This window comes from Pseudomonas sp. UTLPPB19802, from assembly GCF_059730225.1.
Window position 1 is genome coordinate 5,604,804 of sequence record NZ_AP048545.1, and the last position, 25,414, is coordinate 5,630,217.

Genomic DNA, 25,414 nt, shown 5'->3' on the forward strand with positions numbered 1-25,414 from the left:
AATACAAAAAAAGCAAAATCAAAAAACCGACAAGAGTACAAAAAACACCTACAAACCGCGACCACTTTGTTATTTTATAATAAATAAGCTCTTGTTTCTCTTGCTGACTTAACTCTCGCCCTGATTTTAGACCCTCGATCCTATTTCTAATTTTTCGCGAATATCCAAAAATATTAGCTACATATAACAAAATCCCAACCCCACCCACCAACAGCACACACCCCACGAAAACCAGATCCATAACTTCACCTATCAATCAAAATTTTTTAAACATCACTCAGCGCATACCCTACAGATCCAACCCTCAGCCAGCTACTAACCCGCCTAAAGCACTAGCCCAACCGCATTCTTTTAGATGCAACCTCTGAACTGCTGGCTGTACATCCGCCTCAATGATCGTACCGAACTCAGCCCCCCTTACTCGAGACAACTTGATCAAGAGCTTTTCTCGGAATAGAGTTAGACGAAAGCTGAAAGCCTGCATCCGTTAAAGTGCGACCTTGCGAGGCAGCCGCAAGCATTGAGGATCCACGATTAAAATTATTGCGGATACTTGGCTCATTTACCTTGGCGATCATAGCAACAGCCAGCCAATCTGGGAGCTCAAGCAATGCAGTTGATGTGTCTCCATCCGGCGCAATTGATGCTTGGGCATCAACAAGATTTCTCATATACAAATAAGCTTCCGGGTACACCTCGATCGATTGCAAGCGATTCAACTCCCCCAACTGCGACGCAGTCAAATCCAACAAAGCCATCATTCACTCCATTAATTCTTACTGGCTACTCTTGAAGTCAACACGCCCAACACAAAATCATCAACGGCCTTGAAATCCGCATACCCCCTTGAAAATTGATAAAGAATTTCTAATCCCTGAAACGCCCTATTACCCTCGCTAACATCACCTCCACCAACATACACCCACTGACCATCTACGCCCTTGAACCTGAATAGCTTCCTATCTCTTGCCTCGTAAAACTCAACACCGTCAAGACTGGAAGCCAACGACATGTATTTAATACCTACATCACCACGAATCAAGTCGCTCGACATTTTGCGCACACGGACAACAACCGCAGAACCATTAATGGCCCTGCTACTCAACACTTCCCCGCCTGGATAGTTAATATGAAACGTCAAAACAGCCCCATTAAATCTAATTTTTTTTGCACTCCGCATCCGCCCCTTTGAACACTACCTTCGGACCACTATCAAAGTAAAATTCACAGCTACCAAACACCTTCGAGCCACACAAAAAAAGTGCTACCGTTAAGAGAATCTGAGAAAATATTTTTGATCGCGCACATTCATCCATTCGTATCAAACCCCCATCGGAGAAACCGGCACAGTGCGATTATCGCTCGCTCAAACTTGAACTCGCATAGGCCTCCAGAGGACTCAAGAAGTACTCGATCACGCGCCGCTTATCCGTTTTCGCCTCCGCCGTCACCGACATGCCGGGAGACAGCAAAACCTCTTTCCCTTGCACATTGACCTTATCCTTGAGCAAGCGAATACGGCTGCTATAGATTGGCCCTCGCTTCTCGTCCTCAATGGCATCGCTGGAAACGCTCACCACCTCACCATCCACCGTTCCGTACTTGGTGAAAGTGAAGGTCTCAACCTTCACGGTGACCGGTTGCCCAGGTCGCACAAAGCCAATGTCCTTGTTCTCGAACATCGCCTCGACCTCCACTGGCTGGTCACTTGGAGCAATGACCATCAGCGGCTGCGCCGCGGTCACCACGCCGCCAATGGTGTGCACCGCCAATTGCTGAACGGTACCGTCCACAGGAGCGGTCAGGCTCATCAAGTGATCGCGTTGCTCGGCCTTGTTGAGCTCCTGGGTGAGTGACGCCGCCTTCTGTTCCGACTGCTGTTGCAGGTCCAGCATCGTGCGCCGTGTTTGGGCCAGCAGTACCGACCGCCTACGCTCGGCTTCTTTTTTCGAGGCCCCAACCTCGGCGAGACGCGATTGCTGCACGGCCAGATCCCGCTCCTGGTCCAGGAGAGCCTGCTGCTTTTCCAAGTAGGCATGGCGGGGCACGTACTGCTGCTCCAGCATCTGCTGGTAGTCCTCGGCCAAGCGGCGAGCGATCGGCAGCGTCTTTTGCAAGGAGGCCAACGTTGCCTTGGTGGACTGGATCTCGGCGGAACGCTGTTCAATCTCCGCATCGATCTGCTCCATCGAGCTGCGCAGTTCCAGGTACTGGCCTTGTAACCATCGTTGGGCCGCCATCTCCTGCTCAGGGGCAGCTTTGGGAATGCGCCCTACCAAAGAGCCAGGTTCCTTGCCCGTCTGGATAGACTCAATCAACGCTGTCGCACGTGCAGTGTCCACCTGCGCCGCGAGCAACTCACTCTGAAGGCGTTTGATGTCAGCGCCCGTGACGCTGGTGTCCAGCTCGACCAGCACCTCCCCCGCCTTCACCACCTGTCCGTCGTGCACCTTGATGGACTTAACGACAGCCACTTCACTCGGCTGGATCGTCTTGCTCTTACCGCTGGCAACAACCTTCCCGGTCGCCGTGGCCACAACATCGATCTGGCCGAAGATGGACCAGAGCAAGGCCAACAGGGCAAACGACATGATGACCCACTGGATGTAACGCGGCGCGGGATGGACCGGTTGATCCTGCAACGCCAACGCTGCCGGCAGAAACTGGACCTCATGGGGAAGACGCTTGGGCGCGTCGAGCAGCTTGCGTTGCGCCCACGCCTGTTTCCAGACACTGCGATACCGCCGAAACAGCTCACGCCCTGCTGAAGCTTGACTCATGACAACTTATCCTTGTTGCAAACGGTACAGACGCGAGTAATGCCCAGCTTGATGAGTCAGCAGTTCGGCATGACTGCCCTGCTCCACGATTTGCCCACGATCCATGACAATGATGCGGTTGGCATCGCGCACCGCAGACAGCCGATGCGCAATGATGATCACCGTCCGCCCCTTGCAGATCGCCTGCATGTTCTGCTGGATGATCCGCTCCGATTCGTAGTCCAGGGCACTGGTGGCTTCGTCGAAGATCAGGATGCGGGGGTTACCGATCAGGGCTCGGGCGATCGCCACGCGCTGACGCTGTCCGCCGGACAGGGAGGCGCCGTGCTCGCCTACCACGGTGTCGTAACCTTCAGGCAATTCCAGGATGAACTCATGGGCGCCAGCCATTTTGGCGGCGTGCATGACAGCCTCCAAAGGCGCACCGGGATCCGTTAGGGCAATGTTCTCGCGAATACTTCGGTTGAACAGCATGTTGTCCTGCAGCACCACCCCGATCTGGCGGCGCAAGGAGGACACATCAGCCAACGCCAGGTCCATGCCGTCGACCAGCACGCGCCCACGCTCCGGTACATACAGTCGCTGCAAGAGGCGCGTCAGGGTACTTTTGCCCGACCCCGAGCGCCCCACCACACCGATGACTTCCCCGGCCTCGATCACCAGGCTAACGCCGCGCAGTACCTCAGAGCCTTCCGGGCGGTAACGAAAATGCACCTGATCAAACTCAACGCGTCCCTTGAGCGTAGGCAGCGCGCTGCGCGTGGCCTGCGAGAGTTCGGTACGGCTATTGAGAATATCGCCCAGGCGCTGGACCGACACGCCTGTCTGTTGGAAGTTGGTCCACAACTGCGCCAGGCGCATGATCGGTTGAGCCACGCGGCCGGCCAGCATGTTGAAGGCCACCAGTTGGCCTACTGACAGTTGCCCGTCGATCACTAAGCGCGCGCCCAGCCACAAGGTCGCCACCGTCACCAGCTTGCCGATCAGCGAAACAGCTTCGTTGGCGATGGTGGACAGTGTCTGGGTCTTGAAACCAGCCGACACGTAGGCCGCCAGTTGGTTGTCCCACTTACGAGTGACCTGAGGCTCGACAGCCATGGACTTGACGGTGTCGATGCCATTGATGGTTTCGACAAGGAAGGACTGGTTCTCGGCGCCGCGGGCAAAGCTCTCGTTCAGCCGGGCACGCAGCAGCGGCGTGATGAACAACGACACGATGAAGTACAACGGCAATGACACCACGACGATCAGGGTCAACCAGCCGCTGTAGAAGCACATCACCGCGATGAAAACGACTGAGAACAGTACGTCCAGCAGCAGCGTGATGGCATTACCCGTCAAGAAGCTGCGAATGTTCTCAAGCTCTCGCACACGAGCTACCGAGTCACCTACCCGTCTTGCCTGAAAGTACGCCAGGGGCAAGGTCACCAGATGCCGGAACAACCGTGACCCGAGTTCGACGTCGATCCGGCTGGCGGTATGGGCAAACACGTAGCTGCGCAGGCCACTGAGCGTCGATTCAAACAACATGATGCCCAACAGGCCGATGGCCACAACATCAAGGGTGGTGAGCCCGTGGTGCACCAGCACCTTGTCCATCACCACCTGGAAGAACAATGGCGTCAGCAAGGAGAAAATTTGCAGCACCAACGACACCAGCAAGACTTCGCCCAGCAGCTTGCGGTACTTGACGATGGCAGGAATGAACCAGGTGAAATCGAAGCGCGAGACCTCGCCAGCCTGCGAGGAGGCTGACTGAATCAGGATCAATTCGCCCGTCCAGCGAGCTTGCAACTCCTCGGTACTGAACACGGTTGGGCGCTGCTGGAGAGGGTCGTGAACCAGTGTCTTTTCCTGGTCAACGCGCGCGATGATAAAAAAGCTACCGTCGTTCGAACAGGCAATGGCGGGTAATGGCGTTTGGGAAAGGCGTTCAGCCTTGGTGCGAACAGCTTTGGTCTTGAGCTTTAACTGCTTGGCAGCCAGCAGTATTTCCGGCTTCGAAAAGCGCTGACCTTCAGCTAGATACTCATGGGCCAACTGTTCAGGCGATGCAGCAACGTTATGAAATCTTGCCAGCATGACCAGGCACGCAAGGCCAGTATCAACCGCATCTGAGGACCGGGCAGCCCCCTCGCCTTGTTCGTGCATACAACTGCGTCCTTGCTAAAAGCGTCAAGCCTGAATGACCCCGAAAAATACGGAGCAGAGAAATCATATGCGGACAGATTCATCCGAGGAAGGGCAAAACGACATCAGCGATGTCATTTTCAAAACAATATTTCACTTGACACGCAAAAAGATTGATTAAGCCCCTTTTTAGAGGCCTTTACTGTCTGAACGAGGGGGTTAAAAACTGCTGCGAATCCGGCCTTGAGCTGGCCATTTCAGGCGGCAAAAAATCGCGCTGTGGGTCATAGTCCGCCTTCAAGTACTGAGCCAGACTCTGCAGATCTGCAGGACTGAGCGTGCCAGCCGACTGTTTGAGACGCAGGTTGTTCAGGATGTAATCGTATCGGGCGTTGTTGTAGTCGCGGACCGAGGTGAACAGCTGCCGCTGGGCATTGAGCACGTCTACCGTGTTGCGACTGCCAATATCAGCGCCGACCTTGGTGGCTTTGAGCGAGCTTTGGGCCGACAGAATGGTCTTCTTCCGGGCCCGGATCTGCTCGATGTCCGAGTTGACGGCACGATAAAACCCTCGGGTATTGAGCACCACGTCCCGGCGCTGACCTTCCCTCTGCTCCTCACTCTGGCTCAACTTCTTGTAAGCCTCCCGCGCCTGGGAACTGGCTCGGCCACCGCTGTAAATTGGCAAATTGACCTCGAAGCCAATCGAGCTTTGAGTGACGTTGTCACGATAACCGTCCCGACCAAAGTCACTGGGGTTGCTGTAGCCGAAGCTATCGTTGTCGCCCTTGCGGTAGGAGGCCACTGCATCCAGTGTCGGAGCGTGCCCAGCCTTGCGCTGGGAGAGCACCTGTTCAGCCGACTCAACGGCCATGTCACTGGCCTGCAGTTTGAGGTTCTGTTTCATTGCCGCATCGACCCACTGCTTGGCGTCGGCCGGAACCGGTGTCAGCACTGGCAACTGATGCTCAATCCCTTCGATGCTGGTGTAGTCGTGATGGGTCAGGTGGACCAGTTGTTCGAAGGCATCATCGACCTTGCGCGCCGCCAGCTCCCGGTTGGCTTGGGCATTGTCGTAGGCGGCCTCTGCATCGAGCACGTCGGTGATGCTGGCCAAACCGCCCTTGAGACGCCCGCGGGCCTGTTCCATCTGCTGCTTGAAGGCCACCTCTTCAGCCAACGCCGCAGCATGGGTGTCAGAGGCACGCAATGTCTCGAAGTAAGTCTCAGCGGTTTTCAGGATCAGTTCCTGCTCAGTCGCTGACAACTCAATAGCGGCCTGGGAGACACTGGCCTTGGCGGCCTTCAGACCATACCAGGCATCCGCCCGGAACAGCGGCTGCCTCAGGTTGGCCTGGTAGGTAGTCCCACTGCGGGCTCGAGTCAGTTCGGGAGCATCGCGCTCCAGCCGAGTCGACTCGATCGTTGCACTGGTATTGATTGCCGGCAACAGGTTGGCGCGTGCCTGTGGAATCGCTTCCTGTTGTGCTTCGAAGCCGGCCCGGGCAGCCTTGAGTTCAGAGTTGTTCAAGACCGCCTCGCGATAAACCGACATCAGTTCGGCGCGGTCAGATGGGAGCGATTCCAGTTGAGCTGCCAGCACACTGACAGGCGTCAAGCACACCATCAACCAGACGCAATACCTGCGGGTCATGAACAAGTCCTTTTGTGGGGCCCGTAGGGAGGGTCAAGGGGCATAGCGGCCTCGCGGGCGAGCACGCTATGTCAGCGCGTGTTACAAGTCAATTTCGTAATACTTGGAAATACTCGAAATGGCCCTCCGAAAATACACCGGTTTCCTACGTGTTATGGGCATGGGAGAATATTGTGTGCGTCTACGGTGGTGACTAGAGTCCGAGGGTCGCTGCACATTCAGCGATGCGGGTTTCGCAGCCCGGCGATGAATAGGCGCACAGCGCCGCGAAAGCGGCTTTTTTGTGTCCGCGTCATGGCGGGCTGTGCGCAGGAGGCTTATGCCTGCCGGGTTTCCTATTCACCGGTCTGCGAACCTGCGTACAGCTCGCCACCCTTGTGTCGCAGCGAGAGTGGAGGAGTCCCCTGAACGTAATAGGAGATTCACCATGGTCAAGAAAGTCACCCCCGACCCACCACCCTGCATAACATCCAGTCTCGAAGAAAAAGCCGCCTACCTGCGCAAGGTCATGCATGAATCACTGGCGCAGATTCAATCGGCACCACCTGATAGCCAGGCGCCGATTCTGCTCGATACGCTCACCACGACAGCCTTCAAGACTGTCGAACCTGATACGTCCTTCGCACCGTCATTGTTCTCTGTTCAACCAGGTGTCACAGCCCAGGTCGCGCTGAACCAGGTTTCGGAGTTACTCCGATGCGCCGAGCTGAACGCCGATGAAATCTGTCCGCGACTGGAGGGCTTCGAGCGAGATCTGCTTATGGGGATGATCCATTCAGTGGCTCTTTCACGAACCGTGGTAGAAGCACTGCTTGAACAGGCATCTGCGGCCAACTGAGTGCCGCAGGCCGGTGGCTGCAGGACCGCAGCTGCCGGCGACTGAAGGTGCGGTGATGAAGACCCACCATGCTCAGCCGACTTCAGTTCCGTCGGTGGCTTCGCTTGAATCTCGACGACAGCATGAGCAGTACCCCCGCCTCCTTAGGAAGCAGCCAAGGATGCTCATAAAATCAAGAATCACAGAAGCGCCTCTGGCGGTCCGTTTCCTGATGTTCAGAAGGTTCTTGGGGAAGAACTCGTCACGCTCCAGAGCAGGACTCAACGGCTACACGCTGATGCCCCTCACCACTGTTGCATAGCTGACCATTGCCCTCCACCCTCCATCGGCGCACAGCTCGCTGGCAGCACTGGCTTGCCGCCCGTTATCAGGCCTCGAACAGACAACTCTGAGAAGAATTGGCTCACCCTTCCAGGTGAGCCGGTGGTTTTATTGGGTCAGTGCCAGCGACCTGATGCTGGCGCGCTCTGCCGACACCTACACCAGTTTTTCAGTAATCCAGTACTGGAGTTGGTTCCAGATCATGGCCAGGTTGAGGGTCGGCTCGCGCTCGGCCATCAGCATCGCGGCCAGCAGCACCGAGCGTGGGTCCTGAGGGTTGGTGCCCTGCTCTTTCGATATCAGCGCCCAATGCCCCCACAGGCGCATTTCTTCATCGAAGCTGACCTGGCGCCAGCGGCCCTTGCGGTACTCGATGCCGAGCATTGTTCGGCGAATGGCGACCTCCTTGGGAGGCAGCCCGAATATCTGCTGGAGCATGGGAGAACTGGCACCTAGATACAGCGCTCGGCGAATCAGGTCTTCCTCTTCGGTACCCCTGGCATGGGCCAGGACGCGCTGGACGATATCGCTGTCCACCAGCAGTGTGAACCAGGGCGCCGGTGAGTTCACCAGCGCGCCTACGCAACGGGGATCACTCAGGGCCTCCAGGTCCCGTTCCTTAAACCCCATGGCCAGGCAATTGCGCAGTTGACCGTTCTTGATGTTGCTCATGACTTGAAAGGCGACAGCCAGATTCAGCGGGTGCATAGGAAACCACTCCATGGTCAGGTGAGGGCCGCGAGCGGGCCGGTGTGCTTCACGCAAAGGGGGTCGTTGGGTGAGCACCGTGCTCACTGCCGGTGCCGAATTCGACGTTGAGGATATCGACGCCTGGCAAGGCGTCGACAAAGCCGGCCAGCTCAAGCAGAAAGCCGTCCCGTCGCAGGGACTCAACGTTGATGTGCAGCAGGATCTGGCAGGTCTCGCCAGCGGTGTGATCAAAACTCAAGTGCATGTGCGGTACTCCCTGTAATCACTGTCGCAGCAAGGCGCGACAGGTCTGATGGATGAGCAGATCGCAAGCGCCTCCAGGGAGTGCCAGAACGGTTCCTGAAATCGAACACCGCTCGCTCCTGCTACTCGATTGTGGTGTTGCCCATGAATATGTAGTTGCTGGGCCCAGGTCTATCCGTAGGACGACGCGGCGCGCCGCTGCCGAAAAGCGGGCACCTGCTGTGAGGCTGCTGGCCGCTGGGTGGGTGCCCGTCGATGGTTCACAGCTGAGAGCGGCGCCAGCGGAATGGCACGATGAATTTCAACTGAAGTGCAAAGCCATGAGGCCATTCACCTCGAATGGGCTCACTGAGGACGACCCCATTCAGCGATGCCTGACCGGTGCGAGGCAGGGGTTCCTGCATCCGCTGAGGCGGTAGCGCGACGGGAAAGTTTTGATTTCATACACGGTGCCAGCGTCGGCAAAAGCTTGTTGCAGTGGGTGCTTTGACAGCCTTGGGGTTGGGTATTCATTGTGCAGGGGCGTACTGCTGGCCTTGTCAGCAACATGCCAAGGTAGCTGGGACCTCACGGCTACGCTGCGCCATTGCGCAGGGTCCAATACCAGGTCGCCAAGCTTCCAGTGATGCGACTAATCAACTGCCATTGCGGTCGATGGAAGCGTTGCTGTTCTGTTGTTTCCCCTATACGGGTCTTGCCCGTATGGGCAGACCCTCCCTATGAAATCTGGAAGTCTGATGAAACAGGATGTGAAATGCCACCCGGCGCGGATCGCGACCGATGGCCGTAAGGAAAACCTACTCAATGCAGGTGAGCCCATGGAGGACGAACCACCTTCATGCTGCGCCAGCATGGCTTGCATTGCCCAGCACCTCGATGAGCTGAAGCTGGATATTTCCATGCTTCGTTCTCAAGCCATCTTCGACCTGTCACGGCTTCATATCGACACCTCGACGCTGTGTTACAGGCTACGCAAGATCGACACCAAGCTGGGTGCCCTGAATGGCTGGCTGATCGTACAGCTGCTGTCGTTCATGACCCTGGCAACAGTGGCCGGTGCAGTGATCGTGCTGAACCTGGGCTGCCCAAGCTAACCGACTGTTTCAACCCATCCGCGCGGGGACTCCTCTCCCGCCGGGCGAGAGGTTCTCCGTGTTCGCCTTCGTGAATCAGGAGCATCATCATGGAAAAACTACTGAACGTTCTGCAGCTCATTTACCCGTTTGTTCGTAACCCCTACGCACCCCACTCGTTTCTGCGGCTGGATGCGTTTCACAAGCAGTTCACCATCGTCTGCTCAGGCGTGACGTGGCTGCCACTCAATGACCCTGGCGTAGGATGTCGCGAGGTCAAAGCGCAATACATCCTGGGCTACCGCAGCTCGATCGAGGATGCCATCAGGCTCTGTACCTCGAAGTTTCTCGACCTGTATGCCTACCCGCAGATCAAGGCTGGTTCCTCGTTTGAACCGCATCGTGTCGAGGTCTACTACACCGCGGACAAGGCCTACCAACCCACCGCTCAAGCCTCGGCTCAGGGCGCTACCTGTATCCTCTCGGGTACGGTCGAGGAGGCAGAAATCGTCTGGTGCCGCCCTGCTGCCGTTGTGAATGCGATCTTCGAGCTGGAGATCTGGCTGGATACGTTTCATCGCAAGGTGAGTGAGCAGGCCTGCACCGGCGAGCTGGATATCGCCAAAAGCATCTGCCGGGAAGCCGCAGAGCTGAAGAAGTTCTTTGATTCGCTGAAATGGAAGAACTTCGTGCTCAGGGCTCTCGATCAAACCGGTGTGACCTGCACGCCCGAGGCGTCCCCCTACAGCAGCGGCTATTGAGAACAGGCTACTGCATAACCACTCAGGCTAGGCGCCTCGCCTGGCCATTTGAAAGACCCTCACCTCAGCCCGACTCTGTCGGGCTTTTTCTTGGGTGTCGCGGGTGGAGCGCCGGGGCATCGGCGGCTGGTGCTGTTGCTGTTACTGTTGCTGGCCGGGAGGACGAGTCGGGGTTGGGTCGATAGGTTTCTGCCCAGGAGATACCCTCCTCTTCGTCACGGCACAACAGCTCAAGCGGTCGGTCATCGAGCCGTGATAGTTTTGACGGTTTTGGACTGCTGGCAGCGGTTGTTCGAACCTCCCGGCTGGCACAGCAATGCCCTCTTTCACGGACCGATTCATGTCACTCAAAACCACCTTCGCTGCGGTGCTCAAGGCCATGCGTGCCACGCGTGGGATATCGCAGAAAAAACTCGCTGAAGTCAGCAGCCGTACCTACATCTCGAAGCTGGAGCGGGGCCAGTGCTGCCCGACGCTGGAGATGATCACCGCGTTGAGTGTGCCGCTGAAGGTGAGCCCGCTGACGCTGATGGCGATCACACAGGGGGCGCAGACTGGGGAGCCCATCTTGGGGTTGGTGAGTCAGATAGAGCGGGAACTGACGGAGCTGGCAGAGTCCGGAGTGCTCCAGAGGCTGCAGATTTCATTAGGTGAAGAGCCACGGGTTTACGACCGTCGCGCCAGACCTCGGGCCACGAACTCGACGATGCCGACTCCGCAGACCGAGTTCTGTTTTGCTGAGTAAACATTTGCATTGATAGTTTTTGAGGGGCCGCTATCGACCCATAGCTGCCCTTCGTGAAGGACAGCTAATGGCCGGTTGAGTCCACAACCCAAAGCGGGCATCGGCGGGACATTCCGATTAGCTGAATTGACGCTCATACAGGTCGACGTGCTGAGGAAACAGCTCGCCATAGAGCGAATGTGGAATTCCGAAAATGTTCACTTCGATGCACGGTGGCGCGAACTCTTCGGAGTAATCCAGGATGGCCAGACCTGCACATGGTATGACCAGACCCGCTTCGGTCTGAACAGAAAGATCCAGAACGGTCTGGTCGTGATGGTTCGTGGAGCACTGGTTCTGGATAGCTGCGTACCCATCGGCAGGTTCGAATTGGCCAAAAGCAACGCCCATCGGGGGATCTCCGTAATCGAGCGCCGAGTAGCCCACCAAAACCAATCCGCTATAAATTGAGAATCGCATCATGAGACTGCCTGTTTGTGTCATGCATTAGACCCAAGCGCGGTATATCACTTGGCTGATCCTTAAGCGAGGGCGAAGCAGTTGGGCGACCGCTATTGGCCGGTTCCTGCCGGTCATCTGCAGGATGTAGTGGTCTAATGAAACCGGACATCCCGATCAGCAGCTTTCGCCCACTCGGCGCCAAACCAGACAACTCCCTTTCCCTTGAGTGAAATTTCCTAGAAAATCCCGAGCGCTTGTTTGCGCCTGATCGCGGGGCTAGGCTCGGGTTCGTCACTGCCAATTCAGTGACCGGGTTTAGTCGCCCGCCAGCTTGATCAGGCGCACAGCGCCACCTTCTACGAGGCGCTTTTTTGCAGCCTCCGCTTTATGGTGGCCGTGCGCAGGGCACTTCGGTGCGCCGGGTTTCCTGATCACCGGTCGACTAACCTGCGTACGGCTGCCACCTCTTCGTTTAGTCGCGAACGTGACGGCTCCCAAAACCGATCGGGAGTTACCACCCTATGTTCAAAATCACCCCCACTCCCCCGCCCTCCTCCCATGCTGGAGGCATCAATCCGCGTATCGCGGACCGGGCCTTGTCTCACTACAACCTGGGTCCGGATGTGGGCTCGAAATCACCCTCATCTGAAGGGACTGGCGACGTCTGCACGAACCTGGGAATCAGGAAGAAGCCCTGATCGATGTGTATTCGATTCTGCAGTCAGCCGCGGCTACGGCCTATGAGCACGCCGACAACCAGACCGGTTCGAACCGAAAGGTGGCGATGGGCGTGGTTCATCTGATCGAGTTGGCACAGCTGCGAATGGACTCGATGCTGGAGAGGCAGGCCATCGGCGCCACCGGCTGACGGCACGCTGCCAAGGAACGGGAAGCACCACTTCCCGTTTCGCCTGCACGTTGGCCTAGCCTCTTGGTGAAACAGGCTATCCAGGCCCGGAGTGGCGTCGAGGAGTGAGTTGGATAATCATGCTTTCGCACATAATGATCCGTCATCACTCCTCCAGGTACCCCGCGCCCCAATGACACACAGCCGTTGCACTTACTCTGCCACCAGAGCAATCCAGGATCTTGCCTGCGCCCGTTTGCTGGTGGGAAAGCGACTTCACCTGCTCTCGCACCAGCAGTACTACTTCAATGACGAGAAAGACCCGGCGGACACAGGCCCGCTGGTGTGGCAAAGCGAGGGACAGATCGTGTCCATGTACCTGCTGAGTGATGGTGAAAGCGTGGGTGCCGATTCCTTGCCGTTTGATACACCGGCAGCCTTTGAGCTTGAGTCCGGCGCCATCTGCTCGTGGAGAAATGAGGATCTGCTGGCGGGCCTATCGGCAGTTCATCTGGTGAGTCAGCTCATTCATGAGGTCGAAGGCATCATGGACACCCACAGTCACCATGGCGCTCGGCTCGTTGGATTCCAGATCACCTTCGAAAGCGATGATTTCCTGGTGTTTCTGAATCAGGGGGACCAAGGGGTTGTGCTGGTAAACCAATTTCCTGCGGCGGTTGAAGGCATCCAAACCCAGCGGTCATCACCTTCGACTGAGACTTGGGACTCACGGCAGTAGCCTGCCAATGCGGAGGGACTCTCCGACAAAAGCAACGTTGAGCCTGTTCACAATCCACACCGAACGGCCACAGAGGTCACTGGACAAGAGAGATGCCCAGCGACCTTTGAATACCTGCCTCTGCTCCCAACTAGCATGTTGGTCAATGCCAGTTGGCAGCAATCACCGCGTTCAGTTGCTCGCGCTGGTCGTTGGTCAGAGCAATTTCTCCCCCGGCCGGCGCTCCGAATGAGGCCATCGCGTTGACCAGGTTATCGACGGCATTGGCATACAAGGCACCTGTTCCAGCTTGGATGACATCAATCTTCTGTGCAGCGCCAAGATACCAATCCTTGACCGTCACCCGATCATCCGAGCCTGTCACATCAATGACCAGATTGTTGCCATCCCGAGACAGCCAGAGGCTCGTTGCGGCGATCCCTTGGATGACCAGGGTGTCAGCATCACCTGGCGTCGTGGAGAAGTTGTTGATGACATCCTGGCCATCACCCGCTGCAAAGATGTAGGTATCAGAGCCCCCTGCGCCCTGGAGCAGATCATTACCTTTCCCCCCTTGCAACCGGTCGTTGGTCACCGCGCCAGTGATAGTGTCATTTCCCGCTGTACTGGATCGGGCGGTCATCTGGTCGCTGGTCAACAGTGAGCCATCTGCAAATTCGAACCGCTCAATTCGATAACGGCCATCCGTCGCGTAAAACCAATTACTGATGGTCAATTGGTCCGCACCGTTCTTGTGGCTGACCACCAGGCTGTTTCCCACCCGGCTAGCGGTAAGATCTGAAGTCAAAATTCCTTCACCGAACTTCAGGACATCAGTACCCGAACCATAGCCATTGTCGTCGTTGATGGTGTCTCGGCCATCCCCCAGCTTGAACAGGTAGGTATCACTGCCAGCCCCACCGTTGAGCACATCGTTGCCGGTTCCGCCGTCCAATACATCGGCTCCACTACCACCGGTCAAAATGTCATTGCCGGCCCCGCCCGACAGCCACTGATTGAACGCTGCATTGACGCCGGTCAGCACGTCGTCACCGTCACCTCCTATTTGGTTGAGCAACGCATTTGACAGCGACGCACTGGTCCAGACGGTACCGTCGGCAAACTCGAATCGCTCAATTTGATAGCGGTCACTGGCAGCCGCAAACCAGTTGTTGATGGTCACCTGATCCTGGCCATTGCGATGGCTCACCACTAGGTGGGCACCTACACGAGTGACAGAAAGGTCAGTTGCGAGGATGCCGGCTGCAAACTTCAGGACATCTGTGCCCGAGCCATAACCATTGTCATCGTTGATCGTGTCTCGGCCATCCCCCAATTTGAATAGATAAGTGTCACTGCCCGCTCCACCATTGAGCACATCGTTACCGGTTCCACCGTCCAGCACGTCGACACCGCTGCCGCCGGTCAAGGTGTCGTTGCCGGCCCCACCTGATAGCCATTGATTGAATGCCGCACCAACGCCGGTCAGCACGTCGTCACCGTCGCTGCCCACCTGATTCAGCAAGGCGTTCGACAAGGTCGCGCTGGTCCAGACTGTTCCGTCAGCAAACTCGAAACGCTCGATCTGGTAGCGGTCACTGGCCGCCGCAAACCAGTTGTTGATGGTTACTTGGTCCTGGCCGTTGCGATGACTTACCACTAGGTGAGCCCCTACGCGACTGACAGAAAGGTCAGTTGCGAGGATACCGGCTGCAAACTTCAGAACATCTGTACCCGAACCATAACCATTGTCATCGTTGATCGTGTCTCGGCCATCCCCCAATTTGAATAGATAAGTGTCACTGCCCGCTCCACCATTGAGCACATCGTTACCGGTTCCACCGTCCAGCACGTCGACACCGCTGCCGCCGGTCAAGGTGTCGTTGCCGGCCCCACCTGATAGCCATTGATTGAATGCCGCACCAACGCCGGTCAGCACGTCGTCACCGTCGCTGCCCACCTGATTCAGCAAGGCGTTCGACAAGGTCGCGCTGGTCCAGACTGTTCCGTCAGCAAACTCGAAACGCTCGATCTGGTAGCGGTCACTGGCCGCCGCGAACCAGTTGTTGATGGTTACTTGGTCCTGGCCGTTGCGATGGCTTACCACTAGGTGAGCCCCTACGCGACTGACAGAAAGGTCAGTTGCGAGGATACCGGCTGCAAACTTCAGAACATCTGTACCCGATCCATAGCCGTTGTCATCGTTGATGGTGTCTCGGCCATCCCCCAGCTTGAAGAGGTAAATGTCACTGCCTGCTCCACCGTTGAGCACATCGTTGCCAATACCGCCGTCCAGCACGTCGACACCGCTGCCGCCGGTCAAGGTGTCGTTGCCGGCCCCACCTGATAGCCATTGATTGAATGCCGCACCAACGCCGGTCAGCATGTCGTCACCGTCACCTCCTATTTGGTTGAGCAACGCATTTGACAGCGACGCACTGGTCCAGACGGTACCGTCAGCAAACTCGAATCGCTCAATTTGATAGCGGTCACTGGCGGCCGCAAACCAGTTGTTGATGGTCACCTGGTCCTGGCCGTTGCGATGGCTCACCACCAGGTTGTTACCTACCCGGCTGGTGATCAGGTCGGCTGCCAGGATACCCTCGCCGAACCTAAGTACATCGGTGCCCGAACCGTAGCCATTGTCATCGTTGATGATGTCCCGGCCATCCCCCAGATTGAAGAGGTAGGTATCGCCACCCGCTCCGCCATTAAGAATGTCATTGCCCGTGCCGCCTTCCAAGAGATCAGCACCTGCCCCTGCCGTGATGACATCATTGCCACCGCCCCCGCGAATGAATTGCGGCTGTGAGCTGGCGACACCCGTCAGTACATCGTCACCATCACCTCCTTGCAACTGAAGGAGGAGCGTAGAGATTGCTGCGCTCGTCCAGACGGTACCGTCGACAAACTCAAAGCGCTCGATCTGGTAGCGATCACTGTTGGCCACGAACCAATTGTTGATCGTCACCTGGTCCTGGCCATTACGATGGCTCACTACCAGATTGACGCCCGAGCGGCTAACAGAGAGATCTGCGGCAAGGATGCCTGCACCAAATTTCAGGATATCGGTGCCCGACACATAACCGTTGTCGTCATTGATCGTGTCTCGGCCGTCCCCCAACTTGAAGAGGTAAGTATCACTACCCGCTCCGCCGTTGAGGATGTCGTTGCCCTTCCCACCATCCAATACATCGGCACCACCACCTCCGGTCAACGTGTCGTTGCCACCACCACCCGACAGCCATTGTTTGAATGCCGCACCAACGCCGGCCAGCACGTCGTCACCGTCGCCGCCTACCTGGTTGAGCAAGGCGTTCGATAAGGCCGTGCTGGTCCAGACGGTTCCGTCAGAAAATTCAAAGCGCTCGATCTGGTAGCGGTCACTGGCCGTCGCGAACCAATTGTTGATGGTTACCTGGTCCTGGCCGTTGCGATGACTGACCACCAGGTTGATGCCCACCCGGCTGACGATCAGGTCGGAGGCCAGAATGCCCGCGCCGAACTTCAGGACATCCGTATCAGAGATATAGCCGTTATCGTCGTTGATGGTGTCTCGACCATCACCCAGATTGAAGAGGTATGTGTCACCGCCCGCACCGCCATTGAGTACATCGTTGCCGGTTCCACCATCCAATACATCGGCGCCACCACCTCCGGTCAACGTGTCGTTGCCACCACCACCCGACAGCCATTGTTTGAATGCCGCACCAACGCCGGCCAGCACGTCGTCACCGTCGCCGCCTACCTGGTTGAGCAAGGCGTTCGATAAGGCCGTGCTGGTCCAGACGGTTCCGTCAGCAAATTCAAAGCGCTCGATCTGGTAGCGGTCACTGGCCGCCGCGAACCAATTGTTGATGGTTACCTGGTCCTGGCCGTTGCGATGACTGACGACCAGGTTGATGCCCACCCGGCTGACGATCAGGTCGGAGGCCACAATGCCCGCGCCAAACTTCAGGACATCCGTATCCGGTACATAGCCGTTATCGTCGCTGATGGTGTCCCGACCATCACCCAGATTGAAGAGGTATGTGTCACCGCCCGCACCGCCATTGAGTACATCGTTGCCGGTTCCACCATCCAATACATCGGCGCCACCGCCTCCGGTCAACGTGTCGTTGCCACCACCGCCCGACAGCCACTGTTTGAATGCCGCACCAACGCCGGTCAGCACGTCGTCACCGTCGCCGCCTACCTGGTTGAGCAAGGCGTTCGATAAGGCCGTGCTGGTCCAGACAGTTCCGTCAGCAAATTCAAAGCGCTCGATCTGGTAGCGGTCACTGGCCGCCGCGAACCAATTGTTGATGGTTACCTGGTCCTGGCCATTGCGATGACTGACCACCAGGTTGATGCCCACCCGGCTGACGATCAGGTCGGAGGCCAGAATGCCCGCGCCGAACTTGAGGACATCCGTATCCGAGATATAGCCGTTATCGTCGCTGATCGTGTCCCGGCCACTCCCGAGGCTGAAGAGGTAAGTGTCCGCCCCACTTCCACCGTTGAGAACGTCATTGCCGGTCCCGCCGTCCAACACATCGTTTCCAGCACCACCTGTCAGGGTGTCGTTGCCTGCACCGCCCTCAAGCCGATCGTGCAAACTTCCGCCCACGAGTTCGTCATTACCAGCCCCACCTATTAGCAGGTAATTTTTATCATTAGCACCCACCAAACGATCGTCACCGGAAAAGCCCAGCCTGAGGTCAGGCATGCGAGCAAGCACATCTGAGCGCTCAAGGCTCGATAAACGCCCAATAAAGCTGTCCATCAAGTCAGAAGTCAGAAATACCCCTCTGATTTCTGGATAATCTCTAAATTTCAGCAAATCAATAACGACGAGTGCTCTTGAGGTGCCCGAAGCACCCGAAAAAGCCTGCTCAAACGTTGACGTAACAGCGCCGAAATTCAATACACCGCCGGTAGAAGACGCATCGAGTTTTATCGCTTGGAAATAGGGCTTCATCCTGACGTCGAGGATAAGAGAGTCGAGAATATAACTTCTCAGTTTTTCATAGGCGTTCACCAGTACTTCAGCAGAATTGGGCCCCGGGTCTGGCAGCCCCTCATTGGCGCCAGCTCCCTGAATGAAAGATTTAGCCAGGAATGCCTCCAGGGCATACAGCTTGCGAGCGTCTGAAAAATACTCGCCGCGGCTATTCGGGGCATGGGTATCGGCACCACTCCAGCGATAAATCAGCTGATCAATCAGTCCACTGCTACTTGCAGAATAGACATCCTCTTTCAATTGTTTAACCAAACTCACCAGGACACCAGAGGTATCGCTCATCAGGGCTTGGTGCAAGCTTCTTACATTACCTAGTCCAGAAAAATCGGGTAAGCCGGCGATCTCTCCGGAGATCGCCACTGGTGCAGCATCTACCGTATTGGTCAGATCAACCGAAAACCAGATATCGTTCATTCCACGAACGACTCCGTTTGCATCGGTGTACTGCCCAACCTGAAGTGCCTTATTTCCCTGCGCATCTGTCGCTGTGCCATTTTTATAGGCTGTGTTCAGGCTAGAGACATTGGTTTCACTCAGACTGATCAACTCACCCGCATCAACTTTTGCATCGCTATTGATGTCTCTCCAAACCTGCAAACTCGAAAAAGCGGTATCGTTCGAATCAATCTTCCCATCATGGTTGCTGTCCAGTTCGGCCAACGCTGAAAATCCATTGGTCGCCCGCTGACCATTTGAAAGTAATGAGTAATTACCGAAAAGCTCAGTACCATCATCAATTTTTCCATTACCATTTCGATCCCAAACGAGCAGACCATCATCTTTACCGACCCAGCCAGTCGTTTCCGCGGTCCCGTTGCCATCGTGGTCAAAATGTATGCCCGCACTCACTCCGATGGTTTCGACACCGTCACCATCGAGATCTAATATCAGGGGGGATATGGTACTTTTGGCTTGATCAAAAAGAGAGGAAAGCAGAGAGGTCAAATCTTTGCCAAATTTTCCGAAACTGAATTCGTCACCACGGTGGATCCCGTAGGCATCTGCCCCGCCATTGTCCCAAGCCCATCCCCAGACCTTACTGGCTGCGAATCCAAGCATTATGGAGAAGACACCCGCAGTAACCGCCCCTACTCCTGCTGCCGCTAACGCACCTGAAACGAGCGCCCCCACTGCCATGCCTGCCAATACAGTGACAGCCGTTTTGCCAACCTCGTAGGCATCTCCCGTATTAGCAGCTACACCTAATTGAGCAATATTTATGGCCGGGCCAAGAGCGGAAGCCAATTTTGTCAGGCCTGAAGCTAGCGCACTATTGGCGTTAGCATTTGTCATAATCTGACTTGCTTGGTTGAGCGCACTTTTTGCGACAGCGTCATAGGCCTTAGAGGTGGCGACAGCATTCTTGTACAAGGCCGACTCTGGAAGGTCTGCGTACTGCAAAGCATCCTTGGCAGCTGCTGCCGAGGCTTTCAATGCATTTTGTGCCAGATAGTTCTGGTATGCAGCCTCTACAAGCGCTTTCTCGGTAGCTTGGGTTATGCTCCCGCCATAAGAGTTTTTAATAACACTTGCGATTCCATTTTTTACAGCCTCCGCAGAAACGCCAGCGCCATCCCACCAATCCGGTTCGAACGTTGAGTAATCAATTGCCTGGCCAGCCATGATGAAGACCTTTATTTTTGTAAATGGATTTTAGAAAAATTCGTAAGCCACCAATACAACGACGCCAAACCAAATCCAACACCGTAGGACAACAAGAACGCAAAGCCCACCTGAAGCGGCCTGGATTCATATATACATAAATTCAGACACTTCTCTTCAGCCGGCAGCGAAAAAAAGAACAAAAGAACACTTGGCGAAAAGAAAAACAATACAAGCAGCGGGCGCACATGCCTCTTAAGGCACCCTTCGACATTGACAAATGAGTCTTCGTATTTCTCATTCCTCGCCAAGAGGATCGCATAATAGATCACAGCATACGAGAAATAAGAGAAGACAAATCGAGTAACTTCTGGGAAATACGATTTACTACTCCAAGACTCTACTGCCGGAAAAAATTTACTCGGCAGCCAAGTAAAAACATCCCACACCCCTTGGAGCGGGGCATAAATCAACGGCATAAAATACGCCACGACTCCTGCGATTATTATCGGTACCCAAAAGCTCCAGCGCCGCAAAATCTCATCATCAGAGATTTCCTTTATAACCTTAGGATCAGACGGGAAATACATACTCAACCCCCAAAATCACACATCAGACATTACCCGCACGACGACTCAACCCTTTCTCTAGTGGCGCAGTCTCATGGAAAGATAAATAAATCGAGGAGAACCCTGGAAAAACCAAGAATTAGAATAAATCAGGTAAGGCTTTTTCGACGGCGCTCTATCACGCATGAGTAACACGAGGGGAATACGATGACTGGCGATAGCGTCCATGCAAGCATAACTCAGCAGCGCCATTAAAATAGTGGCCCTGGCGCAATCTTAGCCGACGAAAATTCCAAACGCATGGGGCTTGATAGATTAAAACGCTATAAATTAGGTAGCATATTGGAATCAGAGTAGCGGCGCTCCCTATGCAGTGCTAGCGACGACAGCACCCACCAAACACTGCACGCTGCGCACTTCCTGTGACACTCTCAGTCGGCGGTACCATCAAGTTCATAACCGTGGCCCTGGTCGAGATCATCCGCATAGATTGGATCAGCTCCAGAGACGCAGCAGTTGGAGACACTATCCGCGTTCTTCACCTATGGGGCTTGCCAGTAGGCAGGATCATGCACCTAGCCTGCGAGCCACAGCCCAACTTCCTCGAGTGGGGGCGCCCTCTTCTGAGAGAAAGGCCTGAGGTATCAGACTGTTTCCCGGCGGTTGCTGTGTTTCACCGCCAATGTAACTGCCCCCCCTAATCCGCCAGCGCAAAAAACTGGCACCGCAACCATTGATCCGCGGATCGGGCGCGGGCTCATTATAAGCTGGGCCCAGAAGCAGACGCGTCACCTGTGCCTGTCTCTGTCGATGCTGCAGATCCTCCGGGCCAGCCGCCGGCCTCGTTGCCTCACGAAGACACCCTACTCGACATCCATTCAGTTCTGCAGTTAGCCGTGGCCACCGCTTACGAGAACGCCGATAACTAGATCGGTTCTAATCGCAAGGTGGCGATGGGTGTGGTGCACCTGATCAAGCTGGCACAACTGAGGATAGATTCGATATTGGAGAAGCAGATAGTCGATGCCAATGGCTGACGCTCCTCGAGTGTAGGGCGGGAGCCCAGCTTCCCGTCTTGTGCTTCCGATCAGGTAGTGGAGTTCTGCACGCTTGAAGGTGATTGCCAGCTCCTCAAGCAATGCATGCACTGCCTGGCCTTCCAGGTTCTCAATTGCCCACCGCAGAAGGTGCAATGAGCCACTTTCTGTTTGCACTCTGGAGCGCTTCGGTGCCGGACGTACTCCCAGACGATGGCAGGTTCGACACCTTCGAGCCTGACGATCTCGTCGACCAGCGCTTGTTTATCCGAGCGGTAAACCCCGGTGGCGTAGAGTGTCTCCAGGTTCGGGCAGTAATTGGTGATCGTGTCCCCGCATCGATCACAGAGTCGATAGCCCAGCGTTCGAATCATGGTTGCCATCCCGTTGAGCGCGTATCCGTCAATTGCACCACACGGACCGATCGATGAGAAGGTAAGCCAACCTGAGACCGCTGGCAGCCAAACCACCACGCCGGAGAAGCTGGCCAGAGCTGGCAGCAACCCGATGCCGATCACCCGTGGCGCCCTCACCGGCTTGCTCGATGTGGGTTATTCTGCCACTCACTCGATGCGGATCTGATTGATCTTGTGGTGGAGGACGGTAACTACGGCATGACCGCTACCTTCGAGATAGCAAGTAAATCACGGAATAATTATCCAATGCTGGAGTTGGACTAGTCTACCGATTAACTGCCTGTGGGCCTGGTAGTTGACCCAGGACGGGCCTATAGCGGTTCGTCGAGGACAGGCCTGCGACACGCGAGTACCGCATCCGCCCCATTCAGCATCCGACCAGACAACTCCCTTTCCCTTGAGTGAAATTTCCTAGAAAATCCCGAGCGCTTGCGCCTGCCAATTCCAGTGAACTAGTCTCCCGAACGTCATCGCCCACGCGGTGACTCGGTTTTGACAGACTGAAATACACAGGCACAAACAGCCCCAACCACCCTGCTGGCGTTCTCCCTATGCTGGCGGTTCGGTGTTATGGCGGCTGTGCGCAGGGCATCTTCGGATGCGCCGGGTATCCTGTGTCCGGTCTGTCAACCTACGTACAGCTGCCACCCTTACTGTTTGACAGCAGTGGATGGTAGTCACTCATCACAGGAGCGACACCGTGTTCAAAGCCACCCCCAATCCACCGGCTACACCTAAGGCCGGAACCATCGATCCACGCATCGCCGATCGAGCACTCTCCCACTATGACCTGGAGCCAGAAGCGACATCGAAATCCGCGCCGGCGTCAGTCATCTCTAGGGCAACTGCGCCACCAAGTCAGCCGCCGGCCTCGTCGAGCCACGAAGACGCTCTGCTCGACCTCCACTCGATCCTGCAGTCAGCCGCGGCCACCGCCTACGAGAACGCCGATAACCAGACCGGCTCGAACCGCAAGGTAGCGATGGGTGTAGTGCACCTGATCGAACTTGCACAACTGCGAATGGACTCGATGCTGGAGAAGCAGGCCATCGGCGCCACCGGCTGACAGCACACTGCAGAGCGACGGGAAGTACCACTTCCCGTTTCGCCTGCGCGTTGGCCTAGCCTCTTGGTGAAACAGGCTAGCCAGAGCGGTGCGGCATCGAGAAGTGGGCTGGTGAGAGCTACTTCACACAGGAGACGCAGCGGAGCCCGACAGCAGTTACCGCATGCGTCCTACGCTTGTAGCTGATAACTACATGCAGTCCTTTTCCAGGTCTCATACAGGTCAGTTCCACCGGAAAAAAACTGTTGCAGATGGAGCTTTGACAGGCAGTAGTCGGGGTATCCATTGTGTGGGGGCGAACTGCTGACATTGTCGGCACATGCAAGGTAGCTTGGGATCTGAAGGGCTACGATGCGCCATTGCGCATGATCCAATCCTCAGGTCGCCAAGCTTCCAGTGATGCGACCAATCGACAGCCATTGCGGTCGGTGGAAGCGATGCTGGACATGATGTTTCCCCCTACGGGCCTCGCCCGTACGGGCGGGCCCTCCTATAGAAATTTGGAGGTCTGATGAAACCGGAAACGGCTTTTTACGGCGCGCTACGCAATAGCGGCATGCCACATCGAAACGCAACCGCTATCGTGAATGCGTTGGAGAAAGAAATGACCACTGTCGTTGCTAGCAAGGCCGATCTCACGGAGGTTCGTAGCGAACTGAAAACTGAGATCGCATCCGTCGGCACTGAACTGAAAGGCGAAATCGCGGCAGTTCGCTCTGAGCTTAAAGAGCTTCGTTTCGAGCTGAAAAGTGATATTGCACAGGTTCGCTTTGACTTTGCAGAAGTACGCTCCGAGTTGAAGGCAGACATCACGAAAGTCAGTTCTGACATGAATATAGAGATGGCTAAGCTCAACAACGCAATCACCTTACGCACAGGCGTCATGATTGCCGCTGGACTAACCTTGTTGTTCGCTGCATTGAAATACCTCAACTAGCAGACTCTGCTGTAACCACCCACGCGGGGATCACTCCCCGCCGGGCGAAGTGCTCTCCGCATTCTGTTTCTGAATCAGGAGAATCGCGAGGCCCTGCTGTTGTACCTTCGAGCGCTGATCGCTCCCGTTTGACTTCGTCGGCCCTGGGCTGACTCGCTGATCCGGATGCCGGCCCCTCGTGAGGTTCGTTGTTCATCGGCTTTCACTTAATGGGTGTGCTGCTGGTCAGCACGCCCACCTAACACTCACTGCCCTGCCCCCTGATTTTTCATCAGGTTTGTGGTGTGGCAGATACCTCACTTCGCTGCTGAGTCGTGCTGGCTGCTGATCGCTGTGGCGGTTTGCTTTTCGGGTGCTTTGCGCCTGCGCCGGTGTCTGGCCGCGGCTTGAACCTGACATCCATCCATAGGGATTTCCTTGCCCTATGGGGCGAGGTCCGTCCCGCCCCTAGGAGTGCTGCATGGAAAGATCTATGAATGTTTTACGGCTGCCGTTTCCGTTCATTCGCAACCCTTACCTACCCGGTTCGGCGTTGCGGCTGGATCGGTTTCAACGACAGTTCACGATTGTCTGTACCGGTGTGCTGCGTCTACCGGAAGACGAGCCCCATGTGGGGTTCTACCAGGTGCACGGTGAGTATGTGGTCGGGTATCGCGGGTTGCTTGAGGAGGCGATTGCATTGTGTGTATCGCGCTTCTACGAGCTGCATGCGTATCCGAAGCTCAGTGCCGTGGCATCGTTTGATCCCTACACGGTGGAGGTCTACGACACGCGGGTCAGGGTCTATCGGCGCAAGCCCATAACCTGTGCCGGTGATGATGTGCAACGGGTGCTGTCCGGTGTCATTGGGGCATCGGGGATCGTTTGGCGACGTCCCTGTGGGACGGTTGCAGAGGTTTGGGCAGTCGAACAGCAGATGGCGGCGCTCTACGAGCAGGCGCACCAGGACTTGAGCCAGGAGGCTTATGAATCGGCCAGGATGGCCCGGCGGGAAGCCAAGGAATTGAGGGGCTTTCTGATTTCACCCAGATGGCGAGGGTTTGCCCAGCAGGCACTCACCAACACAGGCGTTACCTGCTGCACCGCTTGACGCTGTAATTGAAGTCGCTGTAACCGGGAAACCACTTCCCGGTTGGGGCTGGTGGTTTCTCACAATCATGGAGAAATCAGATGCCCCAGATGAAAAAACAACGCGCTGGCCAGGCAATGGAATATGGCATCGCGATTACTGCACAGCTGTGGGACCTGGTGCTGCTGGATCCGGCCGATCGCCGGCGCTCGACGTACGAGAGCCGGTTGATGGGACTGTTCCAGGCGGTGGCCAGAGCTCACAACCAGAATCCTCAGGCGAGGCAGGTCGATTTTGACTTGTCCTCCCCAGAGCAAAAGGAAGGTGCTCTGGCGCTGACGCTGAGGCTTATTGATTCACCTGAAGGAGTGCCGTATTTGCTCCTGTCGCTGCAGGGAGAGCCGGTTGAGGGATGACTGGGTTCGAACTGTAGCGGTATTTCACTTAAGCCCGA

21 protein-coding genes are annotated in these 25,414 nt (G+C 56.1%); 11 read left to right on the plus strand and 10 right to left on the minus strand.

Annotated features, from left to right (window positions below):
- Window positions 1-407: 407 nt before the first annotated feature.
- From AC6I6U_RS24120 to AC6I6U_RS24140, 5 genes are all read right to left on the minus strand, one after another.
- A complete protein-coding gene (locus AC6I6U_RS24120; protein WP_497878517.1) occupies window positions 408-758 on the minus strand; it encodes a hypothetical protein in 351 nt (116 codons plus the stop codon).
- Between the two features lie 11 nt (window positions 759-769).
- Window positions 770-1,141, minus strand: a complete 372-nt coding sequence (locus AC6I6U_RS24125) for a hypothetical protein (RefSeq protein ID WP_497878518.1) — start codon at window positions 1,139-1,141, stop codon at window positions 770-772.
- Between the two features lie 214 nt (window positions 1,142-1,355).
- The gene (locus tag AC6I6U_RS24130; RefSeq protein ID WP_497878519.1) at window positions 1,356-2,780 is read right to left on the minus strand and encodes an HlyD family type I secretion periplasmic adaptor subunit; all 1,425 of its coding nucleotides are present in this window, start codon (window positions 2,778-2,780) and stop codon (window positions 1,356-1,358) included.
- 6 nt (window positions 2,781-2,786) lie between these two features.
- Entirely contained in the window at window positions 2,787-4,931 is a 2,145-nt protein-coding gene (locus AC6I6U_RS24135) for a type I secretion system permease/ATPase (RefSeq protein WP_497878520.1), read from the minus strand.
- A 178-nt stretch (window positions 4,932-5,109) separates the two neighbouring features.
- A complete protein-coding gene (locus AC6I6U_RS24140) occupies window positions 5,110-6,564 on the minus strand; it encodes a TolC family outer membrane protein (protein ID WP_497883093.1) in 1,455 nt (484 codons plus the stop codon).
- A 427-nt stretch (window positions 6,565-6,991) separates the two neighbouring features.
- On the opposite strand from AC6I6U_RS24140, the gene AC6I6U_RS24145 reads away from it, so the two are divergent.
- Window positions 6,992-7,402, plus strand: a complete 411-nt coding sequence (locus AC6I6U_RS24145) for a DUF6124 family protein (protein ID WP_497878521.1) — start codon at window positions 6,992-6,994, stop codon at window positions 7,400-7,402.
- A gap of 477 nt (window positions 7,403-7,879) precedes the next feature.
- Here the strand turns inward: AC6I6U_RS24145 and AC6I6U_RS24150 are convergent, their stop codons facing one another.
- Both AC6I6U_RS24150 and AC6I6U_RS24155 read right to left on the minus strand, forming a co-directional pair.
- Window positions 7,880-8,431, minus strand: coding sequence for an STY4526/YPO1902 family pathogenicity island replication protein (locus AC6I6U_RS24150; protein ID WP_497878522.1), 552 nt, complete (start codon window positions 8,429-8,431; stop codon window positions 7,880-7,882).
- A gap of 49 nt (window positions 8,432-8,480) precedes the next feature.
- Window positions 8,481-8,678 (minus strand): hypothetical protein, encoded by a 198-nt coding sequence (locus tag AC6I6U_RS24155; RefSeq protein WP_497878523.1) that lies wholly within the window; start codon window positions 8,676-8,678, stop codon window positions 8,481-8,483.
- 736 nt (window positions 8,679-9,414) lie between these two features.
- Here AC6I6U_RS24155 and AC6I6U_RS24160 point away from each other — a divergent pair.
- From AC6I6U_RS24160 to AC6I6U_RS24170, 3 genes are all read left to right on the plus strand, one after another.
- On the plus strand, window positions 9,415-9,771 hold the full coding sequence (locus AC6I6U_RS24160; protein WP_497878524.1) for a hypothetical protein: 357 nt from the start codon (window positions 9,415-9,417) through the stop codon (window positions 9,769-9,771).
- 89 nt (window positions 9,772-9,860) lie between these two features.
- Window positions 9,861-10,511: a hypothetical protein gene (locus AC6I6U_RS24165; protein ID WP_497878525.1), complete on the plus strand. Its 651-nt coding sequence runs from the start codon at window positions 9,861-9,863 to the stop codon at window positions 10,509-10,511.
- A 340-nt stretch (window positions 10,512-10,851) separates the two neighbouring features.
- Window positions 10,852-11,256 (plus strand): helix-turn-helix domain-containing protein, encoded by a 405-nt coding sequence (locus AC6I6U_RS24170; RefSeq protein ID WP_497878526.1) that lies wholly within the window; start codon window positions 10,852-10,854, stop codon window positions 11,254-11,256.
- Between the two features lie 117 nt (window positions 11,257-11,373).
- Here AC6I6U_RS24170 and AC6I6U_RS24175 read toward each other — a convergent pair whose 3' ends face one another.
- A complete protein-coding gene (locus AC6I6U_RS24175; RefSeq protein WP_497878527.1) occupies window positions 11,374-11,718 on the minus strand; it encodes a hypothetical protein in 345 nt (114 codons plus the stop codon).
- Window positions 11,719-12,400: 682 nt separating this feature from the next.
- Here AC6I6U_RS24175 and AC6I6U_RS24180 point away from each other — a divergent pair.
- Window positions 12,401-12,565 (plus strand): DUF6124 family protein, encoded by a 165-nt coding sequence (locus tag AC6I6U_RS24180; RefSeq protein ID WP_497878528.1) that lies wholly within the window; start codon window positions 12,401-12,403, stop codon window positions 12,563-12,565.
- 172 nt (window positions 12,566-12,737) lie between these two features.
- Window positions 12,738-13,283 carry a hypothetical protein gene (locus AC6I6U_RS24185; protein ID WP_497878529.1) on the plus strand — a complete coding sequence of 182 codons (546 nt, stop codon included), beginning with the start codon at window positions 12,738-12,740 and terminating at the stop codon, window positions 13,281-13,283.
- A gap of 142 nt (window positions 13,284-13,425) precedes the next feature.
- Here AC6I6U_RS24185 and AC6I6U_RS24190 read toward each other — a convergent pair whose 3' ends face one another.
- On the minus strand, window positions 13,426-19,887 hold the full coding sequence (locus AC6I6U_RS24190; protein ID WP_497878530.1) for a beta strand repeat-containing protein: 6,462 nt from the start codon (window positions 19,885-19,887) through the stop codon (window positions 13,426-13,428).
- A gap of 11 nt (window positions 19,888-19,898) precedes the next feature.
- Complete coding sequence (locus AC6I6U_RS24195; protein WP_497878531.1) at window positions 19,899-20,456, minus strand: hypothetical protein; 558 nt, start codon at window positions 20,454-20,456, stop codon at window positions 19,899-19,901.
- A 1,388-nt stretch (window positions 20,457-21,844) separates the two neighbouring features.
- On the opposite strand from AC6I6U_RS24195, the gene AC6I6U_RS24200 reads away from it, so the two are divergent.
- The 5 genes from AC6I6U_RS24200 (at window position 21,845) to AC6I6U_RS24220 (ending at window position 25,376) form a co-directional block, all read left to right on the plus strand.
- Window positions 21,845-22,054 (plus strand): hypothetical protein, encoded by a 210-nt coding sequence (locus tag AC6I6U_RS24200; RefSeq protein WP_497878532.1) that lies wholly within the window; start codon window positions 21,845-21,847, stop codon window positions 22,052-22,054.
- Window positions 22,055-22,588: 534 nt separating this feature from the next.
- Entirely contained in the window at window positions 22,589-22,954 is a 366-nt protein-coding gene (locus tag AC6I6U_RS24205; protein ID WP_497878533.1) for a DUF6124 family protein, read from the plus strand.
- 511 nt (window positions 22,955-23,465) lie between these two features.
- The gene (locus AC6I6U_RS24210; RefSeq protein ID WP_497878534.1) at window positions 23,466-23,891 is read left to right on the plus strand and encodes a hypothetical protein; all 426 of its coding nucleotides are present in this window, start codon (window positions 23,466-23,468) and stop codon (window positions 23,889-23,891) included.
- Between the two features lie 472 nt (window positions 23,892-24,363).
- Window positions 24,364-24,981: a hypothetical protein gene (locus tag AC6I6U_RS24215; protein ID WP_497878535.1), complete on the plus strand. Its 618-nt coding sequence runs from the start codon at window positions 24,364-24,366 to the stop codon at window positions 24,979-24,981.
- 80 nt (window positions 24,982-25,061) lie between these two features.
- Window positions 25,062-25,376, plus strand: coding sequence for a hypothetical protein (locus AC6I6U_RS24220; RefSeq protein WP_497878536.1), 315 nt, complete (start codon window positions 25,062-25,064; stop codon window positions 25,374-25,376).
- The last annotated feature ends 38 nt before the right edge of the window (window positions 25,377-25,414 follow it).

Bases quoted from the DNA above. Each gene is read 5' to 3' on its own strand.
- AC6I6U_RS24120 (WP_497878517.1), bottom strand. From the start codon at position 758: ATGGCTTTGTTGGATTTGACTGCGTCGCAGTTGGGGGAGTTGAATCGC.
- AC6I6U_RS24130 (WP_497878519.1), bottom strand. From the start codon at position 2,780: ATGAGTCAAGCTTCAGCAGGGCGTGAGCTGTTTCGGCGGTATCGCAGT.
- AC6I6U_RS24135 (WP_497878520.1), bottom strand. From the start codon at position 4,931: ATGCACGAACAAGGCGAGGGGGCTGCCCGGTCCTCAGATGCGGTTGAT.
- AC6I6U_RS24140 (WP_497883093.1), bottom strand. From the start codon at position 6,564: ATGACCCGCAGGTATTGCGTCTGGTTGATGGTGTGCTTGACGCCTGTC.
- AC6I6U_RS24145 (WP_497878521.1), top strand. From the start codon at position 6,992: ATGGTCAAGAAAGTCACCCCCGACCCACCACCCTGCATAACATCCAGT.
- AC6I6U_RS24150 (WP_497878522.1), bottom strand. From the start codon at position 8,431: ATGCACCCGCTGAATCTGGCTGTCGCCTTTCAAGTCATGAGCAACATC.
- AC6I6U_RS24155 (WP_497878523.1), bottom strand. From the start codon at position 8,678: ATGCACTTGAGTTTTGATCACACCGCTGGCGAGACCTGCCAGATCCTG.
- AC6I6U_RS24160 (WP_497878524.1), top strand. From the start codon at position 9,415: ATGAAACAGGATGTGAAATGCCACCCGGCGCGGATCGCGACCGATGGC.
- AC6I6U_RS24165 (WP_497878525.1), top strand. From the start codon at position 9,861: ATGGAAAAACTACTGAACGTTCTGCAGCTCATTTACCCGTTTGTTCGT.
- AC6I6U_RS24170 (WP_497878526.1), top strand. From the start codon at position 10,852: ATGTCACTCAAAACCACCTTCGCTGCGGTGCTCAAGGCCATGCGTGCC.
- AC6I6U_RS24175 (WP_497878527.1), bottom strand. From the start codon at position 11,718: ATGATGCGATTCTCAATTTATAGCGGATTGGTTTTGGTGGGCTACTCG.
- AC6I6U_RS24185 (WP_497878529.1), top strand. From the start codon at position 12,738: ATGACACACAGCCGTTGCACTTACTCTGCCACCAGAGCAATCCAGGAT.
- AC6I6U_RS24190 (WP_497878530.1), bottom strand. From the start codon at position 19,887: ATGGCTGGCCAGGCAATTGATTACTCAACGTTCGAACCGGATTGGTGG.
- AC6I6U_RS24195 (WP_497878531.1), bottom strand. From the start codon at position 20,456: ATGTATTTCCCGTCTGATCCTAAGGTTATAAAGGAAATCTCTGATGAT.
- AC6I6U_RS24200 (WP_497878532.1), top strand. From the start codon at position 21,845: ATGGTTGCCATCCCGTTGAGCGCGTATCCGTCAATTGCACCACACGGA.
- AC6I6U_RS24210 (WP_497878534.1), top strand. From the start codon at position 23,466: ATGAAACCGGAAACGGCTTTTTACGGCGCGCTACGCAATAGCGGCATG.
- AC6I6U_RS24215 (WP_497878535.1), top strand. From the start codon at position 24,364: ATGAATGTTTTACGGCTGCCGTTTCCGTTCATTCGCAACCCTTACCTA.
- AC6I6U_RS24220 (WP_497878536.1), top strand. From the start codon at position 25,062: ATGCCCCAGATGAAAAAACAACGCGCTGGCCAGGCAATGGAATATGGC.